The following is an 18,120-nucleotide window of genomic DNA, read 5'->3' on the forward strand; positions in this document are numbered from 1 at the left end:
CGCGAGGGCGGGGTCGCAGCCATCCTGAAAGCCAATGTTTTTTGTAAAGGTTATGTGGTTTACTAGAACTATATATGTATTTAAAGAATTAAGCTTGGAAAATACTCTTGAAACCCGCCTGAAGCTGTGTAATCTGGCGGCCATCGCAAGCAAATCGTTGGCGATGAGCAGTAATTCAACGGCGGCGTTCGTCGCGGCCACAGGCGCGCGGCGGCTCCGTCGCCGAACGCCCGTTCCAGGAAGATTGCATGACAACAGAACCTGAAGTCCGGCGCACGTTGAGCGAGGCGGCGGCGCGCCAGCTCGCAAACGCCACGAAGACGCGCCCGCAATGGTCGGGCATTACGCCGCGCTGGTTGATCTCCTTCCTTCCCTGGGTGCCGGTCGAGGCCGGCATCTATCGTCTCAACAGGGTCAAGGAGGCGGTCGCGCTGACCGACGCCGACGTCCAGTGCAGCCCGGCGCGCGACCGCGACGCGGATCTGCCGGAGACCTTCGTCGATTACGAAGAAGCGCCGCGCGAATATTCGATGAACGCCGTGACGACCGTTCTCGACGTGCAGACCCGCGTCTCGGACCTCTACAACCATCCCTATGACCAGATTCAGGAACAGGTCCGCCTCCTCACCGAAAAAGTGAAGGAGAAGCAGGAATCCGAACTCATCAACAATCCGGAATACGGATTCCTCGCCAATGCGGCGCCCTCGATGAAGATCAAGACGCGCCTGGGTTCGCCGACGCCCGACGATCTCGACGAGCTGATCGCCAGGGTTTGGAAAGAGCCGGCTTTCTTTCTGGCGCATCCGCGCGCGATCGCGGCCTTCGGGCGTGAATGCACGCGCCGCGGCGTGCCGCCGCCGACCGTGACGCTCTTCGGCTCGCCGTTCCTGACCTGGCGCGGTCTTCCGCTGGTGCCCAGCGACAAGCTCTACATCGACGAGACGGGCAAGACGAACATCCTGTTGCTGCGCACCGGCGAGAAGAAACAGGGCGTGATCGGGCTGTTCCAACCGGGCGTTCCCGGCGAGGTGGCGCCGAGCCTTTCGGTTCGCTTCATGGGCATCAACCGCAAGGCCATCGCGTCCTATCTGATCTCGCTCTACTGCTCGGCCGCCGTGCTGACGCATGACGCGCTCGGCGTGCTCGAGGACGTCGACGTGAGCAAATTCCACGACTACGACGATAAGCGCGTCTGATCCGCGCAGACTGACGAGACAGGCCGGCGGCGCCCGCCGCCGGCCCCATTCACGGGGAATGCGTAGTTCATGACGTCCGCGAAGCCCGCCGTTCCGGCGTCCGCCGATCTGCCTCTCGAGACTATTCCCGTTCAGGACGCTGGCCATCATGCGGCGCCCGCGATCGATGCGGACGTCATCGCGCGGCTCGCCAACGCCTTTTTCCAGCAGCCGCCCGTGGCGCTCGCCGCTTCTCCGTCGCCGTTCGGTCCGCCGGCGTTGACGCCGAGCCTGCCCGACGCCCCGGCGCCCTCCGTGGTGACGACGGTCGCCCCCTATGCGCCGGCGCGCGCCTCCTTCGGCCCGCCGGACATTCCGCAGACGACGATTCCTTCCGTCGTTCCGACGCCCAATATCCCCGCGCCCGCCGCGCCGACCGGCCTGCAATCGCCGACGCGGCCGCTCGGACTCGACCAGATCCCGCAGCCCGGCGCGTCGGTTGGAAGTTCTAATCCGTCGACGATCCCGTCCGACGTCGATTACAGTCTGATCCCGCGGCTGCTTCCGGCCGACATGGCGCTCGTTCCGCAGGACCGCGCCGCGGCGCCGGGCGATTTCGGCCTTTTCGAACCCGGCGTGCCGGGCGGCGTTGCGCCCGCGCGCTCCGACAATCTCTATTTCCTGCACGAGCGCGGCGTTCCGGCGAGCGCGGACCCGGCGCGCGCGCCGCAGCCCGACGCGCCGGCCTATCTCTCGCCGCACGCGCCCGCCGTCGCGCCGCAGCCGGAGCTCGGCCACCCGAATATCCCCGTCTCCGCGCCGAGCGCGCCCGCGCTCGCAGAAGCCAGCGCCGCGCCGGCGCCGGAGCGCTTCGCCATTTCCGGACCATCCGAAGCCGATCCCCACCGTTTGTCCGACGCAGCGGCCCTGGCGACGCCGCCGATCGGCGGCGAGCAAGCGTCGAGCGGCTTCGACAGCGTCCCCGCCGTCGGGCAAAGCGGGCCGGCCGCCAGCGACGCGCTTTATTTCCTGAGCCATAGCGGCGGCCATTCGGGCGTTCTCGACACGACGCCCGCCGAGCCGTCCGCGCCGCAGGGCTATGCGCCCGAACTTTCAGCGAGCGCGCCGGAGACGCGGCAGGCCTTCGATCCCTATCGGGTCAAACGCGACTTCCCGATCCTGCAGCAGCAGGTGCATGGCAAGCCGCTGATCTGGCTCGACAACGCCGCGACCACGCAAAAGCCGCAGTCGGTGATCGACCGCTTGGCGCATTTCTACGAATACGAAAATTCCAACATCCACCGCGCCGCCCACGCGCTGGCGGCGCGTTCGACCGACGCCTATGAAGCGGCGCGCGAGAAGGTCCGCCGCTTCCTCAAGGCTCCGAACGTGAAAGACATCGTCTTCGTGCGCGGCGCCACGGAGGGCGTCAATCTCGTGGCGCAGGCCTGGGGCCGCCGCAATGTGCGCGAGGGCGACGAGATCGTCGTTTCCTTGCTGGAGCACCACGCCAACATCGTGCCCTGGCAAATGCTCTGCGCCGAAAAAGGCGCGCGTTTGCGCGTCGCGCCCGTCGACGACCGCGGCCAGCTCATTCTCGAGGAATATGAGAAGCTCCTGAACCCGCGCACGCGCATCGTCGCCGTGACGCAGGTGTCGAACGCGCTGGGGACGATTACGCCCGCGCGCGAGATCGCCGCCATGGCGCATCGGCATGGCGCCTGCGTGCTGATCGACGGCGCGCAATCGGTTTCGCATATGCCGGTGGACGTCCAGTCGCTCGACTGCGACTTCTTCGTCTTCTCCGGCCACAAGGTTTTCGGACCGACCGGCATTGGCGTGGTCTACGGAAAGGACGCGGTTCTCGAGCACATGCCGCCCTGGCAGGGCGGCGGCAATATGATCGCGGACGTCACCTTCGAGAAGACCATTTATCAGGGCGCGCCCGAGCGATTCGAAGCCGGCACCGGCAATATCGCCGACGCGGTCGGGCTCGGCGCCGCGATCGACTATGTCGAGAGCATCGGCATGGAGGTCATCGCGCGCTACGAGCATGACCTGCTCGTCTACGCCACCGAGAAAATGCGCCTCGTTCCGGGACTGACCTTGATCGGAACGGCGGCCGAGAAGGCGTCCGTGCTGTCTTTCGTGCTCGACGGCCACAGTCCGATGGACGTGGGCAAGGCGCTGGACCGCGAGGGCGTCGCCGTGCGCGCCGGCCATCATTGCGCCCAGCCCATCCTGCGCCGCTTCGGCCTGGAAGCCACCGTGCGGCCGTCGCTGGCCTTCTACAACACATGCGCCGACGTGGACACGCTGGTGGCGGCGTTGCTGAAGCTGCAGGCCGGCCGGGGACGACTGTGACGTTTTAAGTCTATAGAACTAGTTGACTAGATCGCGATCGGCTGCTACGGAGACGTTCGAGACGTCATCCGGAGAGTCGCCGCCGTGCTCACCAAGAAGGGAAAATACGGCCTCAAGGCGATGGTGCATCTCGCCCGGTCGAATTTCGGGCGCCCCGTGCCTGTTCTGGAAATCGCCGAGAGCCAGAACATCCCGAAGAAGTTTCTCGACGCCATTCTCTGTGAGCTGCGCAACTCCGGCTTCGTTCATTCGCGCATGGGCAAGGGCGGCGGCTACAGCCTCGCCCGGCCGGCGCGCGACATCATCGTCGGCGACGTCGTGCGGGCCATCGACGGCCCGCTGGCGCCCATGCCCTGCGCGAGCAAGACGCGCTACCGCCGCTGTGACGACTGTGTCGATGAAAACGCCTGCGCGGTCCGCAAAGTCATGTTGGACGCCCAACGCGCGCTGTCCGACGTTCTCGACAATTGTTCTCTCGAGCAGATGTCGGACGCGGCCCGAGCCGAAGCTGAAGTTCTTTTCTATGACATCTGACAGCGCAGGCCCGCAGTCCGCAGGAGAAGCCCGCGACGACGGCCTCGCCGCGCTCGCCGCCAAGGCCGAAGAAGCCGAGCGATTTCTCAAGACGCTCGCAAACGGGCACAGGCTCATGATCCTCTGCGAATTGCATGGTGCTGAACTTTGTGTGATGGACCTGCAGAACGCCGTTGGCCTCAGCCAGTCGGCGCTTTCGCAGCATCTCGCGCGGCTGCGCAAGGATCGGATGGTCACGACGCGCAGAGACTCGCGATCGATCTACTACTCGCTGAGCGACGAGCGTCTCAAACCGATGATCCAATTGCTCTCGGACATTTTCTGTCCTGCGCGGCCCTGATCGCCCCTTCTGTCGCGTATCGTTCCAGATCATCGGCGGCGACTGCGCAGATCGGGCAAATTGCCCGGTTGCAGGAAGGCGTCTCGCCATGGGCGCCCGGCGCCGGCTTTCTCTAATCTGCGCCGGAGCGAGAGGAGGAAGAGCCCATGCGCGCGTTCGCTTTCGACGACCACAATATCTGCTGGAAACAGATCGACGGCATCGATCATCTATCGCTGTCGGTTCTCGACATGGACGACAAACACGGCGTCATGCACGTCGTCTTCAAATTCGCGGCCAACCGGCAGATCATCCTGCATCGGCATCTCACGCTCAACAAGACGATGACGCTGCAGGGCGAGCATCGCCTGTATCATGTCGACGGGCGGCTCAAGGAGATCAGGCCAACGGGGCGTTTCACCGTCGCGCCGCCCTCGGACGACCCGCACCGCGAAGGCGGGGGCGATCAGGACGCCGTCGTTCTCTTCGCGATCTATGGGGATGGCGCGCTCTACGAGGCGCTCGATAACGAGATGAACGTCGTGCGGACTCTCTGCGCGGCGGACTTCGCCAGCCTCTACGATCGCGACGCGAGCCGCAACATGTAAGCTCTCCGCTGACGTCGCCGCTCAGCCTTTGAGCGCGCCGAGCGGAGCGTGGCTGCTTCCGGCGCTCGGCTCGCTCAGGGCGACGGCTGCTTCGAACATCGCCTGAACCCTGGCGGCCAATTCATCGAGCGTGAACGGCTTGCGCAGCACCTCCATATTTGGCGCCAGCCGCAATGTCTCCGCGGATTTGCCGGCGTAGCCGGTAATCAGCAAAATCGGCAAATCCGGATGCGCGAGGCGCGCGGCCTCGGCGAGTTGAACGCCATTCAACACCGGCAGGCCGACGTCGCTGATCAGCAGGTCCAACGGCTCGCCTGCCTCTATTATTTTCAGTCCGGCCCCGCCGTCGCCGGCTTCGATCGTCTCGCAACCCATATCGCTGAGCGTGCTGACGATCTGAGCGCGCACGTCCTCTTGATCCTCGACGATCAAGGTTCTTCTCCGATGCGTGGCGCGCGCAGATGCGGCTCCGTTGACGGCGGGCCGGTCTTCCGTGGCGGCGGCGGGCGGCGCGGCGCGGCCCGGCAAGTAAATCCGCGCGGTGGTTCCCTTGCCCGGCGCGCTTTCGATCCGCACGAATCCGCCGGATTGTTTGACGAAGCCGTAAACCTGCGACAGGCCCAGACCCGTCCCCTCCCCCAAGGGTTTGGTTGTGAAGAACGGCTCGAAAACGCGGCTGAGCAGCTCGTGGCTCATGCCCACGCCACTGTCCGTCACCTCGATCTCGACATAGTCTCCCGGCTCGATGTCGGGCTCCGGAAGCTTGGTCCTGAACGTCCGGTCCACCGTCGTGATCCTGAGCAAGCCGCCTTGCGGCATGGCGTCCCGGGCGTTGATCGCCAGGTTCAGCAAGGCGTTCTCGAGTTGAGACGGGTCGCAGGTCACGCTGCAGCGGCAAGGCCCCAAGCGCAGATCGAGCTCGATTTCCGGTCCGAGCGTCCGACGCACCATCTCCTCCATGCCCGCGACGAGCTTGTCGGGCTCGATGACGCGCGGGACGAGAGTCTGCCGGCGCGAGAAGGCCAGCATCCGGTTGGTGAGGCTGGAGGCGGTGGTCGAGGCTTTCCGTATCGCGGCCAGGGGCCGCTCGATGGAGGCGGCGCGCCCAAGCGCAATCTGGCGTTCGATGACGCTGAGGGAGCCGACAATGACCTGCAGCACATTATTGAAGTCGTGCGCGATGCCGCCGGTGAGCTGCCCGAGCGCCTCCATCTTATGGGCGTGGGCCAGCCGCTCCTCGCTCGCGAGCAGCGCCGCATTGGCGTGACGCAATTGCTCGACGGAAGGAAGCGCGAGAAAACTCGGCAAGGCCCACCATAACGCCACCGCCGTCGCGATCGAGGCGAGCGCCGTCAGCGCCTTGACGAGGCCCTGCAGCCCATAGAGCGGGCTCCAGAGCGTGAAAAGATCGAGCCAATGCGTCGTGCCGCAGAGCAGGATAAACGCCGCGAACAGCCACAGCATCGGCCGAAAGACGAGATCGCTGCGCTTTCTTCCGACGATCACGAGCGCCAGCGGAATGGAGAAATACGCCATTGCCGTGGTTGCGTCTGAAACAGCGTAGAGCCAGATCAGCCCCGGCTCCCAAAGCAGGCAGTATCCATGTGGCGTCAGGCCAGAGGCGCCAAACACCCACTCGCTCAAAGCGGAGAGCATGAAGTCCTCCCAGGAAGGGATCGCCGAAGCATGAGCCGGCCACGCCCAGGTTCATCGCCGCGCCCGCGAACTATGCTCCAGCTATGTTTCAACGTCGCCTCCTGCAACCGGGGCGTGAGGCGCGCTGTCTGATAAGTAAGAGACGCCTGGTGCGATCATGTTCTTAGCACGACGACGCGCGCTGCAGCGCGCAAGTGCTAAGGGACCGTCACGTGATGCGTTCAAGCACACGCTCGGCAATGGGCCGCCAGTGAGACGGGCGGGCGTCCCGCTTGTTTGCAAAGCCGCTCTGCGGGCGGCGATAAGGGCGGTAGCTGACCTCCAGTTCGCCGACGGCGACGCGAGCCCCCCGAGGATCGACCCAAAATCGTCGCGGCAGAGGAACCACCAACGGCCCGACCCGATGCCGCCCCCACTCCGGCCTGTTGGCTTGATCGAGCGTCGGATCGAGAAGCCACGCCGTCTCGATCGCGACGACCAGATGGCCGCGCCACATGCCCGGCGCCGTCGCGCGCCGCTCCCAGGGGCCGCGCCCCAAAACGCAGCCGGCAAATGCGCTGTCGGTTCGATGCTGGACCGTGGTCTCGACGCGCAGGAGGTACGAACGCCGCCCCAGCTGCTGGAGCGCTGCATTGAGGGCGTGCGCAGTAAGAACGCATGTGGCGCGCTCGCCCGTCGCCGCAAAGCTTTCTGCGTTGGCCGCCTCGACGGCGTATCTGAGGAAACGGGAGTCGTCCATCGGGGCGCCAAGCGCATGCGGCGCAACCCCTGCGCTGCGCGACGCGTCGAGATCGACGACCGTTGCAAGCCCGCCTGACCCTTGCCGCCGGCGCCGGCGCGCGGTTTCTATCGACATGGCGATCTCACCCGGCTTACGCAGGAGAGGCGCACTTCTATAGCGTTCAGCGCGATAAGCCAACTCGAGACGGGGCGGCGGCTGCGTTCGAGCACGACAGGGCGACGCCGTATCGCTGACGATCAGCCAGCGCTGTTCAAGGAGAGGCCTCACATTATTTGCGCTGAAGCTTTGGCGCGCGCAAAGCTCTGTTCACGATTGTCGCTCGGTTCGAGCGCATCGGCTCACTGGCCAAGCAGCCTTAAGTAGAAGACACAGCTACTCAGCAGGCTGTTTCTCTGGCCAGATTCAATCTGCGGCCGCCGATGGAGAGCTAGAGAGTTTTGATATCCGCCCTGCTGTTCCTCGGCGCTGTAGCCTGTGCCGTCTCTGGACTGATCATCGCCATCGCTACCTGGAAAGCCGCGAAGGCTCGCGATTGGGAGGCCGCAAGGATTGGCCTGGCCCTCGTCGCCATCTGCCTGATCTTCGCATGGGGGCTCGGCTCAACGCCCTTAGTGTTGGTGGGCGGGTCTTCAGTTTTCCTACGGTCGATCAATAAAAACCCTCGGGCGCTCGTCCGCCAGGTCAGCGGCGCAGCGTCCTCCCGGGCTCAGCCATGACCTCGTTCTTCGCCGACTCTTCCACTGCGGGAATCATGGCGATGGGCTTGGCCGGGATGGTCTTCAGCCTTTTCCTCGCCCTTTCCACGTACAAGGCCGCGAAAGTTCGCGACTGGCAAGGCGCCGGGATCGCCTTGGCGTTCGCCACGGCTTGCATGATCTCGACGGGCAGGCTCATCCTTGCCTTTTTCCACTAAGGCGCAATGGCCCCGCATGTACCGGCGGCGAATGAGACGCTTTTGGCTTAACGCTCGGCGACGGGGTCGGAATCCGCGATTCTCGAGCCCGCTCGCCGTGTTTTAGCGATGCGCGACGGCTAGACGTTGTCGCTCGATTGACGCGCGCGCCGCCTTTCGCTCGCCGACCTGACGATCGCGAAGAACGCCCAGCCTGCAAAAAGCAACAGGTCGAGCAGCAATTTGGTTATGAAACTAACGTGCAGAAAATAGACGCTGGCCATCAGGACCAGGGTGATGACCGTGATGATTTTCATATTCGGCATGATCAACCTCGCTTAACGTCTTGCATCCCACGGGGCGTTAACACGCCCTTCCCCAGTCCCGCGCATTTTCCTGCCTGGCTTAGACCAAATCCGAGCGCCGCTTGTCATGCGCCAAGTCGAAACAGCCTGCGCATCGGCCGGCCTCGGCCTTGGCGCTCGACGCACATATGCCACATGCGCCCGCATAAATCACGCCCGCCCCTGCCCGACGGCAGGCGGCAGGACGGCGAAAGTGCGGCTTAGTCCAGCGCCATCAGCGATTCCGGCAAAACCTGGCCGCCATCGATGACGAGCGTCTGACCCGTGATATAGGCGGCTTCGTCGCTGGCGAAAAAGAGCGCAGCGTTCGCGATGTCCTCGACGCAGCCCAATCTGTGCTGCGGGATGGAGGCCGTCATCCTCGCGATATAGTCCTCGCAGAGGTCGTCGAGGCCCTCGGTTTTGATATTTCCGGGCAATACGGCGTTGATCGTGATCGCGTGTGGCGACAGCTCCAGCGCCGCCGTGCGCATGAACCCGAGTTGCCCCGCCTTGCTCGCCCCATAATGCGCCCATCCGGGGTAGCCGGTGATCGGGCCGCTGATCGCGGCGGCGGTCGCTTCCGCTCTCGACGCGTCACGTGCGACAACCAACACCTGTGCGCCTTTGCTGGCGAAGACGCGCGCGAGGCCGGCGCCAATGCCTTTGCTTCCCCCCGTGACAATGACCGACCGGCCGCTGATCGAGCTGAACATCGCAACCCCCTCCTTTGTAGCTTGCCGGCCCTCTCGCCTTCCCGCGGCCATCCTACATCGCAATCAATTGGCGCGCACGGGGGCCGTGTCGGCCGCGCAAATACGCGGGCATAGCAGGCGCCTAATGTGCGTCTGAAGCAGACGCCCTATTCATGACGAAAGCGCTGTCTCACGTTTCGGCGTCGGCGTTGTTTTCATTAATTTGGCCGGCGCAAGCGCATCGACCCCTCCACGCGCGCCGTTGCGGCGGAGTGCGTCGGCACCTTTGGGAAAAACTCCAGAAATATATCTCGCAGGTGCGAAAAACTGGGGAAACAGCCGCTTGCAAGTTTGATCGCGAGCCGGCGGTCCCGGATGAAGCCATCTCAGATTGTCGAGGCGCGGGCGCGATGCGATGCGCTTTGTCGCCGGATGACTTGTTTTCTTTAACAGGGGAACGTTCTCCGGGCGTCGCGTTTGTGCTCGCTCCATTCTCTTAGAGGTCGCTCCGACAATGAACGTCTCTGTCCAGCCGCCCGACGTCGCTTTGCCCAAGAGCGGCCTTTCCGCCCTCGCCGAAAACTGGCGCGCCGACGTCCTGGCGGGATTTCTCGTCTTTCTCATCGCCTTGCCGCTGTCTCTCGGCATCGCCATGGCCTCGGGCTTTCCGCCGCAGGCCGGCATCATCACGGGGATCGTCGGCGGGTTGCTGGTGTCGCGCATCAATGGGTCGTTCGTGACCATCATGGGGCCGGCGGCCGGGCTCATCGTCGTCATTCTCGACTCGGTGCAGGAACTCGGTCAGGGCGACGCCGTCGCGGGCTACCGCTTCACGCTCGCCGCCATCTTCTTTGCGGGGATCATCCAGATTCTCATGGGCGTGATGAAGGCTGGCAAGATGAGCGCCTTCTTCCCGTCCTCGGCGGTGCACGGCATGCTCGCGGCGATCGGCGTCATCATCATCGCCAAGCAGAGCCACGTCATGCTGGGCGTGAAGCCCGAGGCGCAGACGCTGTTCGAGACCATCGCCGCCATCCCCGCGAGCCTGCGCGACATGAACCCCGAGGTCGCGATCATCGGGTTACTGGGCCTGCTGATCATGGCGCTTTGGACATTGGTGGGCAATACGAGACTGAAGGTCGTGCCCGCGCCGCTTCTCGTCGTGCTCCTCGGCATGGCGCTGGGGAAATATTTCGATCTCGAGGACGAGCACAAATATCTGTTTCTCCCCGATGCGGTGTTTCTGCCGCACCACGAATTCGTGATCGGACCGAAATTTCTCGTCACGCTGCCGCAAAACTTTCTCGCCGGCTTTTCCTTCCCCGATTTTCATCTCGTGGGCGCGATCGCCTTCTGGCGGCAAGTGTTCGCGATTGCGCTCGTGGGCAGCCTGGAAAGCCTGCTCAGCGCCGCCGCGGTGGATAAGCTCGACCCCTACAAGCGCGTGTCGAACCTCAATCGCGACGTCGCCGCGGTTGGCGTCGGCAATGCGATCTGCGGTCTGATCGGCGGCTTGCCGATGATCGCGGAAATCGTGCGCAGTTCGGCGAACGTCAATAACGGCGCGCGCACCGGCTGGGCGAATTTCTTCCACGGGCTCTTCCTGCTCGTCTTCGTGGCGCTGCTGCCCAAGGTCATCCACGAGATTCCGCTGGCGTCGCTCGCCGCGCTGCTCGTCTTTACCGGCTACCGGCTGGCTTCGCCCCGCGAGTTCAAGAAGACGCTGGAGATCGGCTGGGATCAGCTCGGCGTCTTCGTGATCACCATCGTCGGCGTTCTCGGCTCGGACCTTCTCATTGGCGTGGCGATCGGCGTGCTGGCCGAGCTCTTCTTCCACTTCTGGCGCAGCATCAACTGGCGCAACGTCCTCAAGCTCAGCCGCGCCATCGAGGAGACGGCGCCCGGCGTCTATCATGTTCAGGTTGCAGGGGCGGCGTTCTTTGGCAATTATCTTGCGTTGAAGAATGACCTTGCGACGATTCCGCCGGGCGGGACCGTCATATTCGATCTGTCGGGCGCGTCCTCCGTCGACCACACGGTCATGGAGAACCTGCATCACTTTTGCGAGGACTATCGGAGCAGAGGCGGCGACGCGGAAATCAGGGGGCTCGATCAGCTCGTTGCGACGTCCAAGCATCCGCTCGCGCCGCGCAAACGCTGCGCGTAGAAGGGGCCGCCGCGGCGCCGGGAAGGACGTTTCATGTTGCTTGACTTCGCGCTGTTTTGCGTCGCCGCTCTGTTTTGCGTCGGCGCCCTGTCGCTTTATTGGCGCTCGCGCGCGGATGTGACGCGCCGCGTCTATGGGCTGAGCGGCGCGTTATGTGCGGCGATCTTCGTCGCGGCGGTCGCGCCGCGCGGCGCCGGCGCGCTGACGACGACGCTGCCGCTGGGCGTTCCGTGGATCGGCATGCATTTCCGCCTCGATCCCTTGAGCGGCTTCTTTCTCGCCGTCGTCGCTCTCGGCGGCGCGGCGGCGAGCGCCTACGCCATCGGCTATGGCGCGCAGGAAAAGGACCCGATGCGCATTCTGCCCTTCTTCCCGGCCTTCGTCGCCGCGATGGCGGCGGTGGTTCTCGCCGACGACGCCTACGCCTTCCTCGTCGCCTGGGAGTTCATGTCGGTTGCGTCCTGGGCGCTGACGCTCGCGCATCACGACCACGCCGAAAACCGGGCGGCCGCTTACATCTATCTGCTGATGGCGAGCTTCGGCGCGCTTTGCCTGCTCATGGCTTTCGGCGTTCTGGCCGGGACGACGGGCGCCTATGATTTCGCGACCATTCGCGCGACGCCGCTCGACCCCTTTAAGGCGGGCCTCGTCCTCGCTCTCGTGACGCTCGGCGCCGGCTCCAAGGCGGGCCTCGTCCCCTTGCATATCTGGCTGCCGCTCGCCCATCCCGCCGCGCCGAGCCATGTCTCGGCGCTGATGAGCGGCGTCATGACCAAGGTGGCGATTTACGGCTTCATTCGCTTCGTCTTCGATCTGCTCGGCCCGCCGTCCTTTCTGTGGAGCGTCCATCCGCTGGTTTTCGGCGCGGCGAGCGCGCTCGTCGGCGTCCTGTTCGCCTCCGAGCAGAGCGATCTCAAGAAGCTCCTCGCCTACAGCACGATCGAAAACGTTGGCGTCATCTTCATCGCGCTCGGCCTGGCGCTGGCTTTCAAGGCGAATGGCGAGGCCGTGCCGGCGGCCCTGGCCTTCACCGCCGCGCTGTTTCATATCTTCAACCATTCGCTGTTCAAAGGCGCGCTGTTCTTCGGCGCCGGCGCCGTTCTGGGCGCGACAGGCGAGAAGAACATCGAGCGGCTCGGCGGGCTGATCCGATGCATGCCCAGAACCGCCTTCGTCTTCCTCGGCGCCTGCGTCGCCATCGCGGCGCTGCCGCCGCTCAATGGCTTCGTTTCGGAATGGCTCGTCTTCCACGCCATTCTGCTCAGCCCGGCGTTGCCGCAATGGCTGCTCAAGCTCACGATCCCCGCCGTCGGCGTGACGCTCGCGTTGAGCGCCGCTCTCGGCGCGGCCGCCTATGTTCGCGCCTTCGGCGTCGTGTTTCTCGGGCGCCCGCGTTCGGAGGCGGCGCGGCGCGCGCGCGAAACCGACCCCTGGTCGCTCGGCGCCATGTCGGCCCTGCTGCTTTTGTGTCTGCTCGCGGGCGTTCTGCCGGGCCTGATGATCGACGCGATCTCGCCGGCGGCGGCCGCATCTGTGGGCGGGCGCATGCCGATGCAGAGTCAGATCGGCTGGCTCTCCATCGCGCCGATCGCCGAAGGCCGCAGCTCCTATAATGGCTTCCTCGTCTTCGCCTTCATTCTGTTCTCGTCGCTCGGCGCAATGTATGCGATCAAAAGGATCTGGCCGCGCCCCTTGCGCCGCGCGCCGCCCTGGGATTGCGGCTATGTCGACGCCTCTCCCTTGACGCAATACAGCGGGAGCAGCTTCGCGCAGCCGATCCGGCGCACGCTCGGGCATATCGCCTTTTCGGTGAAGGAACGGCTCGACATGCCGGCCCCGGGCGAGACGCGCGCCGCGCATTTCACCGTCGACGTCGGCGACCGTTTCATCGCCTATTTCTACGAACCGCTGGGCGAGGCCGTGACGGCGATCGCCAAGCGGCTCAATTTCGTAAGCTTCCTGCCGATCCAGGAATATCTGGCGCTCGTCTTCGCAGCGCTCGTCCTCATGCTCATCATCGTGGCGCTATGACCGGCTTGCTCTTCGATCTGTTGGCGCAGGCGGCGCAGATGGCGCTGACGCTGGCGCTCGCGCCGGCGCTCGTCGGCTTCACGCGCAAGGTGAAGGCGCGGCTCCTGCGCCGGCGCGGCGCGCCGATCCTGCAGCCCTGGTACGACCTCATCCGCCTGCTGCGCAAGGAGACCGTGCTCGCCGAGGACGCCTCCTGGCTCTATCGCGCCGCGCCCTACATCGTCTTCGCGACGACCTGGGTCGCGGCGTCGCTCGTTCCGACCTTCGCGACCGGGCTGATGTTCAACTGGATAGCCGATCTCATCGCGCTCGCCGCGCTTCTCGGCGCCGGCCGCTTCTTCCTGGCGCTTGCGGGAATGGATGTCGGCACGAGCTTCGGCGGCATTGGGGCCAGCCGCGAAATGATGTTCGGCTCCCTCGCCGAGCCGGCGACCATCATGATCGTCTTCGTCGTCTCGCTGATCGCCGGCTCGACGCAGCTTTCCGAGGTCGCGGCTTACATGGCCTCGGACTTCTCCTTGCGCGTCTCCGTGCTGTTCGCGCTGATCGGCCTCGTCATCGTGGCGATCGCCGAGAATGGCCGCATCCCCGTCGACAATCCGGCCACGCATCTCGAATTGACGATGGTGCATGAGGCGATGATCCTCGAATATTCCGGCCGGCATCTCGCCGTCATGGAGCTCGCCGCCGCGCTCAAGCTGCTGCTCTATGTCTCGCTCATCGCCTGCGTCTTCTTTCCCTTCGGCCTTGCGCCCCCTGACGCCGGCCTTGGCGCGATGGGCGTCGGCGTGCTCGCCTATATGGGCAAGCTCGCCGCCGGGGGCTTTCTTCTCGCCCTGTTCGAGGCGTCGACCGCGAAGATGCGCATTTTCCGCGTGCCGGATTTCCTCGGCGCCGCGCTGATGCTCGGCCTCCTCGGCACCTTCCTCGTCTTCATCACCCGGAGCCTTTGATGGCCCATCTGTCTCTCGACGTCGCGCAGCTGCTCGCCGGCGGGCTCGTGCTGGTGAGCTTCATGCTGCTCTACCAGGACAGGCTCTCCGGCCTCATCAATATTTTCGCCCTTCACGCTCTCGTTCTCGCGCTCTCCGTCGCCTGGCAGGCCTATGTGCAGGATGCGCCGCATCTCTACGTCACCGCGGGCATCGCCCTCATCTTCAAGGCGCTCGTCATTCCGTTCAGCCTGCGCGCCATCATCAAGCGGTTGCGCATTCACCGCACCGTCGAGATCGTCGGCGGCGTCGGCTGGACAATGCTCTTCGGCATGTTCCTGATGGCGCTGTCGCTCGTGGTGATGCTGCCGGCGACGACGACGGCCGATCCTTTCGCGCGCGAGGACCTCGCCTTTGCGCTCGCCATCGTCCTGCTCGGCCTGTTGATGATGGTGACGCGGCGCAATGCGGTGAGCCAGATCATCGGCTTCATGTCGCTCGAAAACGGCCTCATCCTCGCCGCCGCGGGCGCCGACGGCATGCCGCTCGTCGTCGAGATCAGCGTCGCGCTGTCGGTGCTGATCGCCTTCATTGTCGTCGGCGTTTTCCTGTTTCGCATTCGCGAGCGTTTCGACACCGTCGATCTATTCGAACTCGATCGCGTGCGCGAGGAGCGTCGTCGATGATTTCAGAACTGTTCATGCTGTCCAATGCGCTCGTCGTCATTCCCGCGGCGGCGGCCTGCATCCTCGCCTTCGAGTCCGATTATGGGCGGGCGTCGCAGATCAACGTCGCCGCGTCGGGCGCGACGCTCAGTTTCGCTCTGCTGCTGCTCGTCAAGGGAAGCGAGACCGGCAGCTTTCTGTTCGTCGACGAACTCAACATCGTCTTCGTCGTGCTCTCGACGTTCATCGGCTTCACGACGAGCCTGTTCAGTTCGAGCTATATTCGTCACGAGATGGCGACCGGCAGACTGTCGGCGGGCAATCTGCGCTTCTATCACGCCATGTATCAGATCCTCATGTTCTCCATGAACCTCGCGCTGCTCGCCAGCAATATCGGCCTCATGTGGGTTTCGGTCGAGGTTGCGACGCTCACCACGGTGATGATGGTCGGCGTCTATCGCACGCGCGACGCGCTCGAGGCGGCCTGGAAATATTTCATTCTCGGCAGCGTCGGCATTGCGCTGGCGCTGTTTGGGACCATCCTCGTCTATATGGCGGCCGAGCCGGCGCTGGGACAAGGCTATGACGCGATGGTGTGGTCGTCGCTGATGCAGCAGGCGGCGCATTTGAGCCCGCGCCTGCTCAATGTCGCCTTCGTCTTCCTCATGCTCGGCTATGGCACCAAGGTCGGCCTCGCGCCGATGCACGCCTGGCTCCCCGACGCCCATGCCGAAGGCCCGACGCCGATTTCCGCCGTTCTCTCCGGCCTGCTGCTGAATGTGGCGCTTTACGCCGTGCTGCGCTTCAAAATGCTGCTGACGGCGAACGCCATGGCGATGACGCCGGGACCGATGCTGATCACGCTCGGTCTCGGCTCGGTGTTGTTCGCCGCCTTCATGCTCTACCGACGCGACGACGTCAAAAGGCTGTTCGCCTATTCCTCCATCGAACATATGGGGGTCATCGCCTTCGCCTTCGGGATCGGCGGGCCGCTCGCCAATTTCGCGGGCCTGCTGCATATGGCGATGCACAGCCTCACCAAGTCGGCGATCTTTTTCGCCGTCGGGCAGATCGCCCAGGCCAAGGGCACGCAGAAGATCGCCGACATCCGCGGGCTCACGCAGAGCCATCCGACGCTCGGCTGGGGTCTGGTCGTGGGCGTCATGGCGATTTGCGGCATGCCGCCGCTCGGCGTGTTCATGAGCGAATTTCTCGTGGTGAGTTCGGCCTTCGCGCGCCAGCCCTGGCTCGCCGCGCCGCTCGTGCTCGGCCTGCTCGTCGCCTTCGGCGCCTTGCTCCTGCGGCTGATCGGCATGGCCTTCGGCGCGCCGTCGAAAAGCGTCGGCGCGGTCGAGGCGTCCTCCGCGCCGCTTGTCGCGCATCTTGCATTGGTGCTCATGGCGGGTCTGTATCTGCCCGCCTATCTCGTGAGCTGGTTCGAAAACGTCGCGCGCCTGCTGGGCTAGGAGAGGGAGATGCCCGTCAATCTCAAGCACAAGACCGGCGCCGCGCCGCGGTCCCCGTCCTCCTGCCGCCCCTTCGCCTGCGAAGACGTCGACGCCGACCGCTGGCGGAGCGCCGCGCGTCTCCTCGCCGAAGGGAAAGCCGATCTGTTCAGCCTGTGGAGCGACGGCGCGCAGGTCTACCTCGCCCTCGCGGACCGTGAAACCTATGCGCTGCGCCTTCTCGCCCTCGCCTGTCCGGAGCGGCGCTTCCCTTCCGTCGCCCGGCTGCACCCGCCGGCGCTGCGCCTGGAGCGGACGATCGGCGATCTCTACGGGCTCGAGGCCGAGGGGCTGCCCGATGCGCGGCGCTGGCTCGATCACGGCCGCTGGGGGCTGCGCCATCCCTGCGGGGACGCGGAGCCGCTCGCGGGGACGAGCGATGCCTACGCATTCCTGCCCGCCGAGGGGGCCGGGCTGCATCAGATTCCCGTCGGCCCGGTTCACGCCGGGATCATCGAGCCCGGCCATTTCCGCTTTTTTGCAAACGGCGAGACGATCGTTCGTCTCGAAGAGCGGCTCGGGTATGTCCACAAGGGCGTCGACCGTCTCCTGGCCGGCGCGCCGATCGAACGCGCCGCGAAGATCGCCGCCCGCGTCTCGGGGGACAGCACCGTCGCCTATAGTCTCGGCTTCGCGCAGGCGGTCGAGGCGGCGCTCGGGATCGAGGCCCCGCCCCGCGCGGCGTGGCTGCGCGCGCTGATGGCGGAGCTCGAGCGGCTCGCCAATCACTTCGGCGACATCGGCGCCATCTGCAACGACGCCGCCTTCTCGCTCATGCTCGCCCAATGCGGCCTCGTGCGCGAGCGGCTGTTGAGAGCGGCCGCCGCCTGCTTCGGCCACCGGCTGATGATGGACCGGATCACGCCCGGCGGCGTGACGGCGGATCTCTCTGACGACGGCGTCGCGGCGCTGCGCAGCCTCTTCGACTGGATATCTCTGATGACGCCGCGCCTCATCAGCCTTTACGGCGACACCACCTCGCTGCAGGACCGCACCGTCGGCGCGGGCGCGCTCAGCGCGGACCTCGCGCGGCAATACGCCTGCGGCGGCTTCATCGGCCGCGCTTCGGGGCGCGCCTTCGACGCCCGCCGCGCGATCGGCTACGCGCCTTATGACGAACTGTCGTTCGATCTCGGCGCCTCGACCGACGGCGACGTCGACGCCCGCGTCTGGGTGCGCTTCGACGAAGTGCGGGCGTCGATCCAGATCATTGAGCAGCTCCTCGACCGGCTGCCGCACGGGCCGCTTCAGGCCGGCGCCGCCGCGAGCGGAGCCGGCGAGGGCGCGGCGCTCGTCGAAGGGTTTCGCGGCGACATTTTCGTCTGGCTGCGGCTCGACGGGGAAGGCCGCGTCGCGCGCGCGCATCTCAGGGACCCGTCCTGGTTCCAATGGCCGCTGCTCGAAGCCGCGATCAAGGGCGCGATCGTCGCGGACTTCCCCTTGTGCAACAAATCCTTCAACTGCTCCTATTCGGGGCACGACCTTTGAGGA

Annotated in this window: 16 protein-coding genes; 11 read left to right on the forward strand and 5 right to left on the reverse strand. The window is 65.2% G+C overall.

Annotation, left to right across the window (positions count from 1 at the left end):
- The first annotated feature begins 248 nt into the window (after window positions 1–248).
- From RVU70_RS20795 to RVU70_RS20815, 5 genes are all read left to right on the forward strand, one after another.
- On the forward strand, window positions 249–1,196 hold the full coding sequence (locus RVU70_RS20795) for a family 2A encapsulin nanocompartment shell protein (RefSeq protein WP_363352042.1): 948 nt from the start codon (window positions 249–251) through the stop codon (window positions 1,194–1,196).
- Between the two features lie 69 nt (window positions 1,197–1,265).
- A complete protein-coding gene (locus RVU70_RS20800) occupies window positions 1,266–3,539 on the forward strand; it encodes a family 2A encapsulin nanocompartment cargo protein cysteine desulfurase (RefSeq protein WP_363352044.1) in 2,274 nt (757 codons plus the stop codon).
- Between the two features lie 84 nt (window positions 3,540–3,623).
- The gene (locus RVU70_RS20805; RefSeq protein WP_363352046.1) at window positions 3,624–4,073 is read left to right on the forward strand and encodes an Rrf2 family transcriptional regulator; all 450 of its coding nucleotides are present in this window, start codon (window positions 3,624–3,626) and stop codon (window positions 4,071–4,073) included.
- Entirely contained in the window at window positions 4,063–4,413 is a 351-nt protein-coding gene (locus tag RVU70_RS20810) for a metalloregulator ArsR/SmtB family transcription factor (RefSeq protein WP_363352048.1), read from the forward strand. Before RVU70_RS20805 ends, RVU70_RS20810 begins: the two co-directional genes overlap by 11 nt.
- Before the next feature lie 146 nt (window positions 4,414–4,559).
- Window positions 4,560–5,000 carry a regulator gene (locus tag RVU70_RS20815; RefSeq protein ID WP_363352050.1) on the forward strand — a complete coding sequence of 147 codons (441 nt, stop codon included), beginning with the start codon at window positions 4,560–4,562 and terminating at the stop codon, window positions 4,998–5,000.
- 21 nt (window positions 5,001–5,021) lie between these two features.
- On the opposite strand, the gene RVU70_RS20820 is transcribed toward RVU70_RS20815, so the two are convergent.
- The 5 genes from RVU70_RS20820 to RVU70_RS20840 form a co-directional block, all read right to left on the reverse strand.
- Window positions 5,022–6,656, reverse strand: coding sequence for an ATP-binding protein (locus tag RVU70_RS20820; RefSeq protein ID WP_363352052.1), 1,635 nt, complete (start codon window positions 6,654–6,656; stop codon window positions 5,022–5,024).
- Window positions 6,657–6,864: 208 nt separating this feature from the next.
- Window positions 6,865–7,512, reverse strand: coding sequence for a hypothetical protein (locus tag RVU70_RS20825; RefSeq protein WP_363352054.1), 648 nt, complete (start codon window positions 7,510–7,512; stop codon window positions 6,865–6,867).
- A gap of 567 nt (window positions 7,513–8,079) precedes the next feature.
- Entirely contained in the window at window positions 8,080–8,292 is a 213-nt protein-coding gene (locus tag RVU70_RS20830) for a hypothetical protein (protein WP_363352056.1), read from the reverse strand.
- Between the two features lie 138 nt (window positions 8,293–8,430).
- Window positions 8,431–8,616, reverse strand: a complete 186-nt coding sequence (locus RVU70_RS20835; RefSeq protein ID WP_363352057.1) for a hypothetical protein — start codon at window positions 8,614–8,616, stop codon at window positions 8,431–8,433.
- A gap of 239 nt (window positions 8,617–8,855) precedes the next feature.
- Window positions 8,856–9,350: an SDR family oxidoreductase gene (locus RVU70_RS20840; RefSeq protein WP_363352059.1), complete on the reverse strand. Its 495-nt coding sequence runs from the start codon at window positions 9,348–9,350 to the stop codon at window positions 8,856–8,858.
- A gap of 493 nt (window positions 9,351–9,843) precedes the next feature.
- Here RVU70_RS20840 and RVU70_RS20845 point away from each other — a divergent pair, with 493 nt between their 5' ends.
- From RVU70_RS20845 to RVU70_RS20870, 6 genes are read left to right on the forward strand one after another with little or no spacing between them, the layout of a single operon-like run.
- Window positions 9,844–11,496 carry a SulP family inorganic anion transporter gene (locus tag RVU70_RS20845; RefSeq protein ID WP_363352061.1) on the forward strand — a complete coding sequence of 551 codons (1,653 nt, stop codon included), beginning with the start codon at window positions 9,844–9,846 and terminating at the stop codon, window positions 11,494–11,496.
- A gap of 33 nt (window positions 11,497–11,529) precedes the next feature.
- Window positions 11,530–13,527: a hydrogenase 4 subunit B gene (gene hyfB, locus RVU70_RS20850; RefSeq protein WP_363352063.1), complete on the forward strand. Its 1,998-nt coding sequence runs from the start codon at window positions 11,530–11,532 to the stop codon at window positions 13,525–13,527.
- Window positions 13,524–14,480 (forward strand): NADH-quinone oxidoreductase subunit H, encoded by a 957-nt coding sequence (locus RVU70_RS20855; RefSeq protein WP_363352065.1) that lies wholly within the window; start codon window positions 13,524–13,526, stop codon window positions 14,478–14,480. Before hyfB ends, RVU70_RS20855 begins: the two co-directional genes overlap by 4 nt.
- Window positions 14,480–15,145, forward strand: a complete 666-nt coding sequence (locus tag RVU70_RS20860; protein ID WP_363352067.1) for a hydrogenase-4 component E — start codon at window positions 14,480–14,482, stop codon at window positions 15,143–15,145. Before RVU70_RS20855 ends, RVU70_RS20860 begins: the two co-directional genes overlap by 1 nt.
- Window positions 15,142–16,590, forward strand: coding sequence for a hydrogenase 4 subunit F (locus RVU70_RS20865; protein WP_363352069.1), 1,449 nt, complete (start codon window positions 15,142–15,144; stop codon window positions 16,588–16,590). The genes RVU70_RS20860 and RVU70_RS20865 overlap by 4 nt, the downstream gene beginning before the upstream one ends.
- 9 nt (window positions 16,591–16,599) lie before the next feature.
- Window positions 16,600–18,117: an NADH-quinone oxidoreductase subunit C gene (locus RVU70_RS20870; RefSeq protein WP_363352071.1), complete on the forward strand. Its 1,518-nt coding sequence runs from the start codon at window positions 16,600–16,602 to the stop codon at window positions 18,115–18,117.
- The last annotated feature ends 3 nt before the right edge of the window (window positions 18,118–18,120 follow it).

Origin of the sequence: Methylocystis echinoides (genome assembly GCF_040687965.1) — a bacterium.
In the GTDB taxonomy this organism is placed as follows: Bacteria; Pseudomonadota; Alphaproteobacteria; order Rhizobiales; family Beijerinckiaceae; genus Methylocystis; species Methylocystis echinoides_A.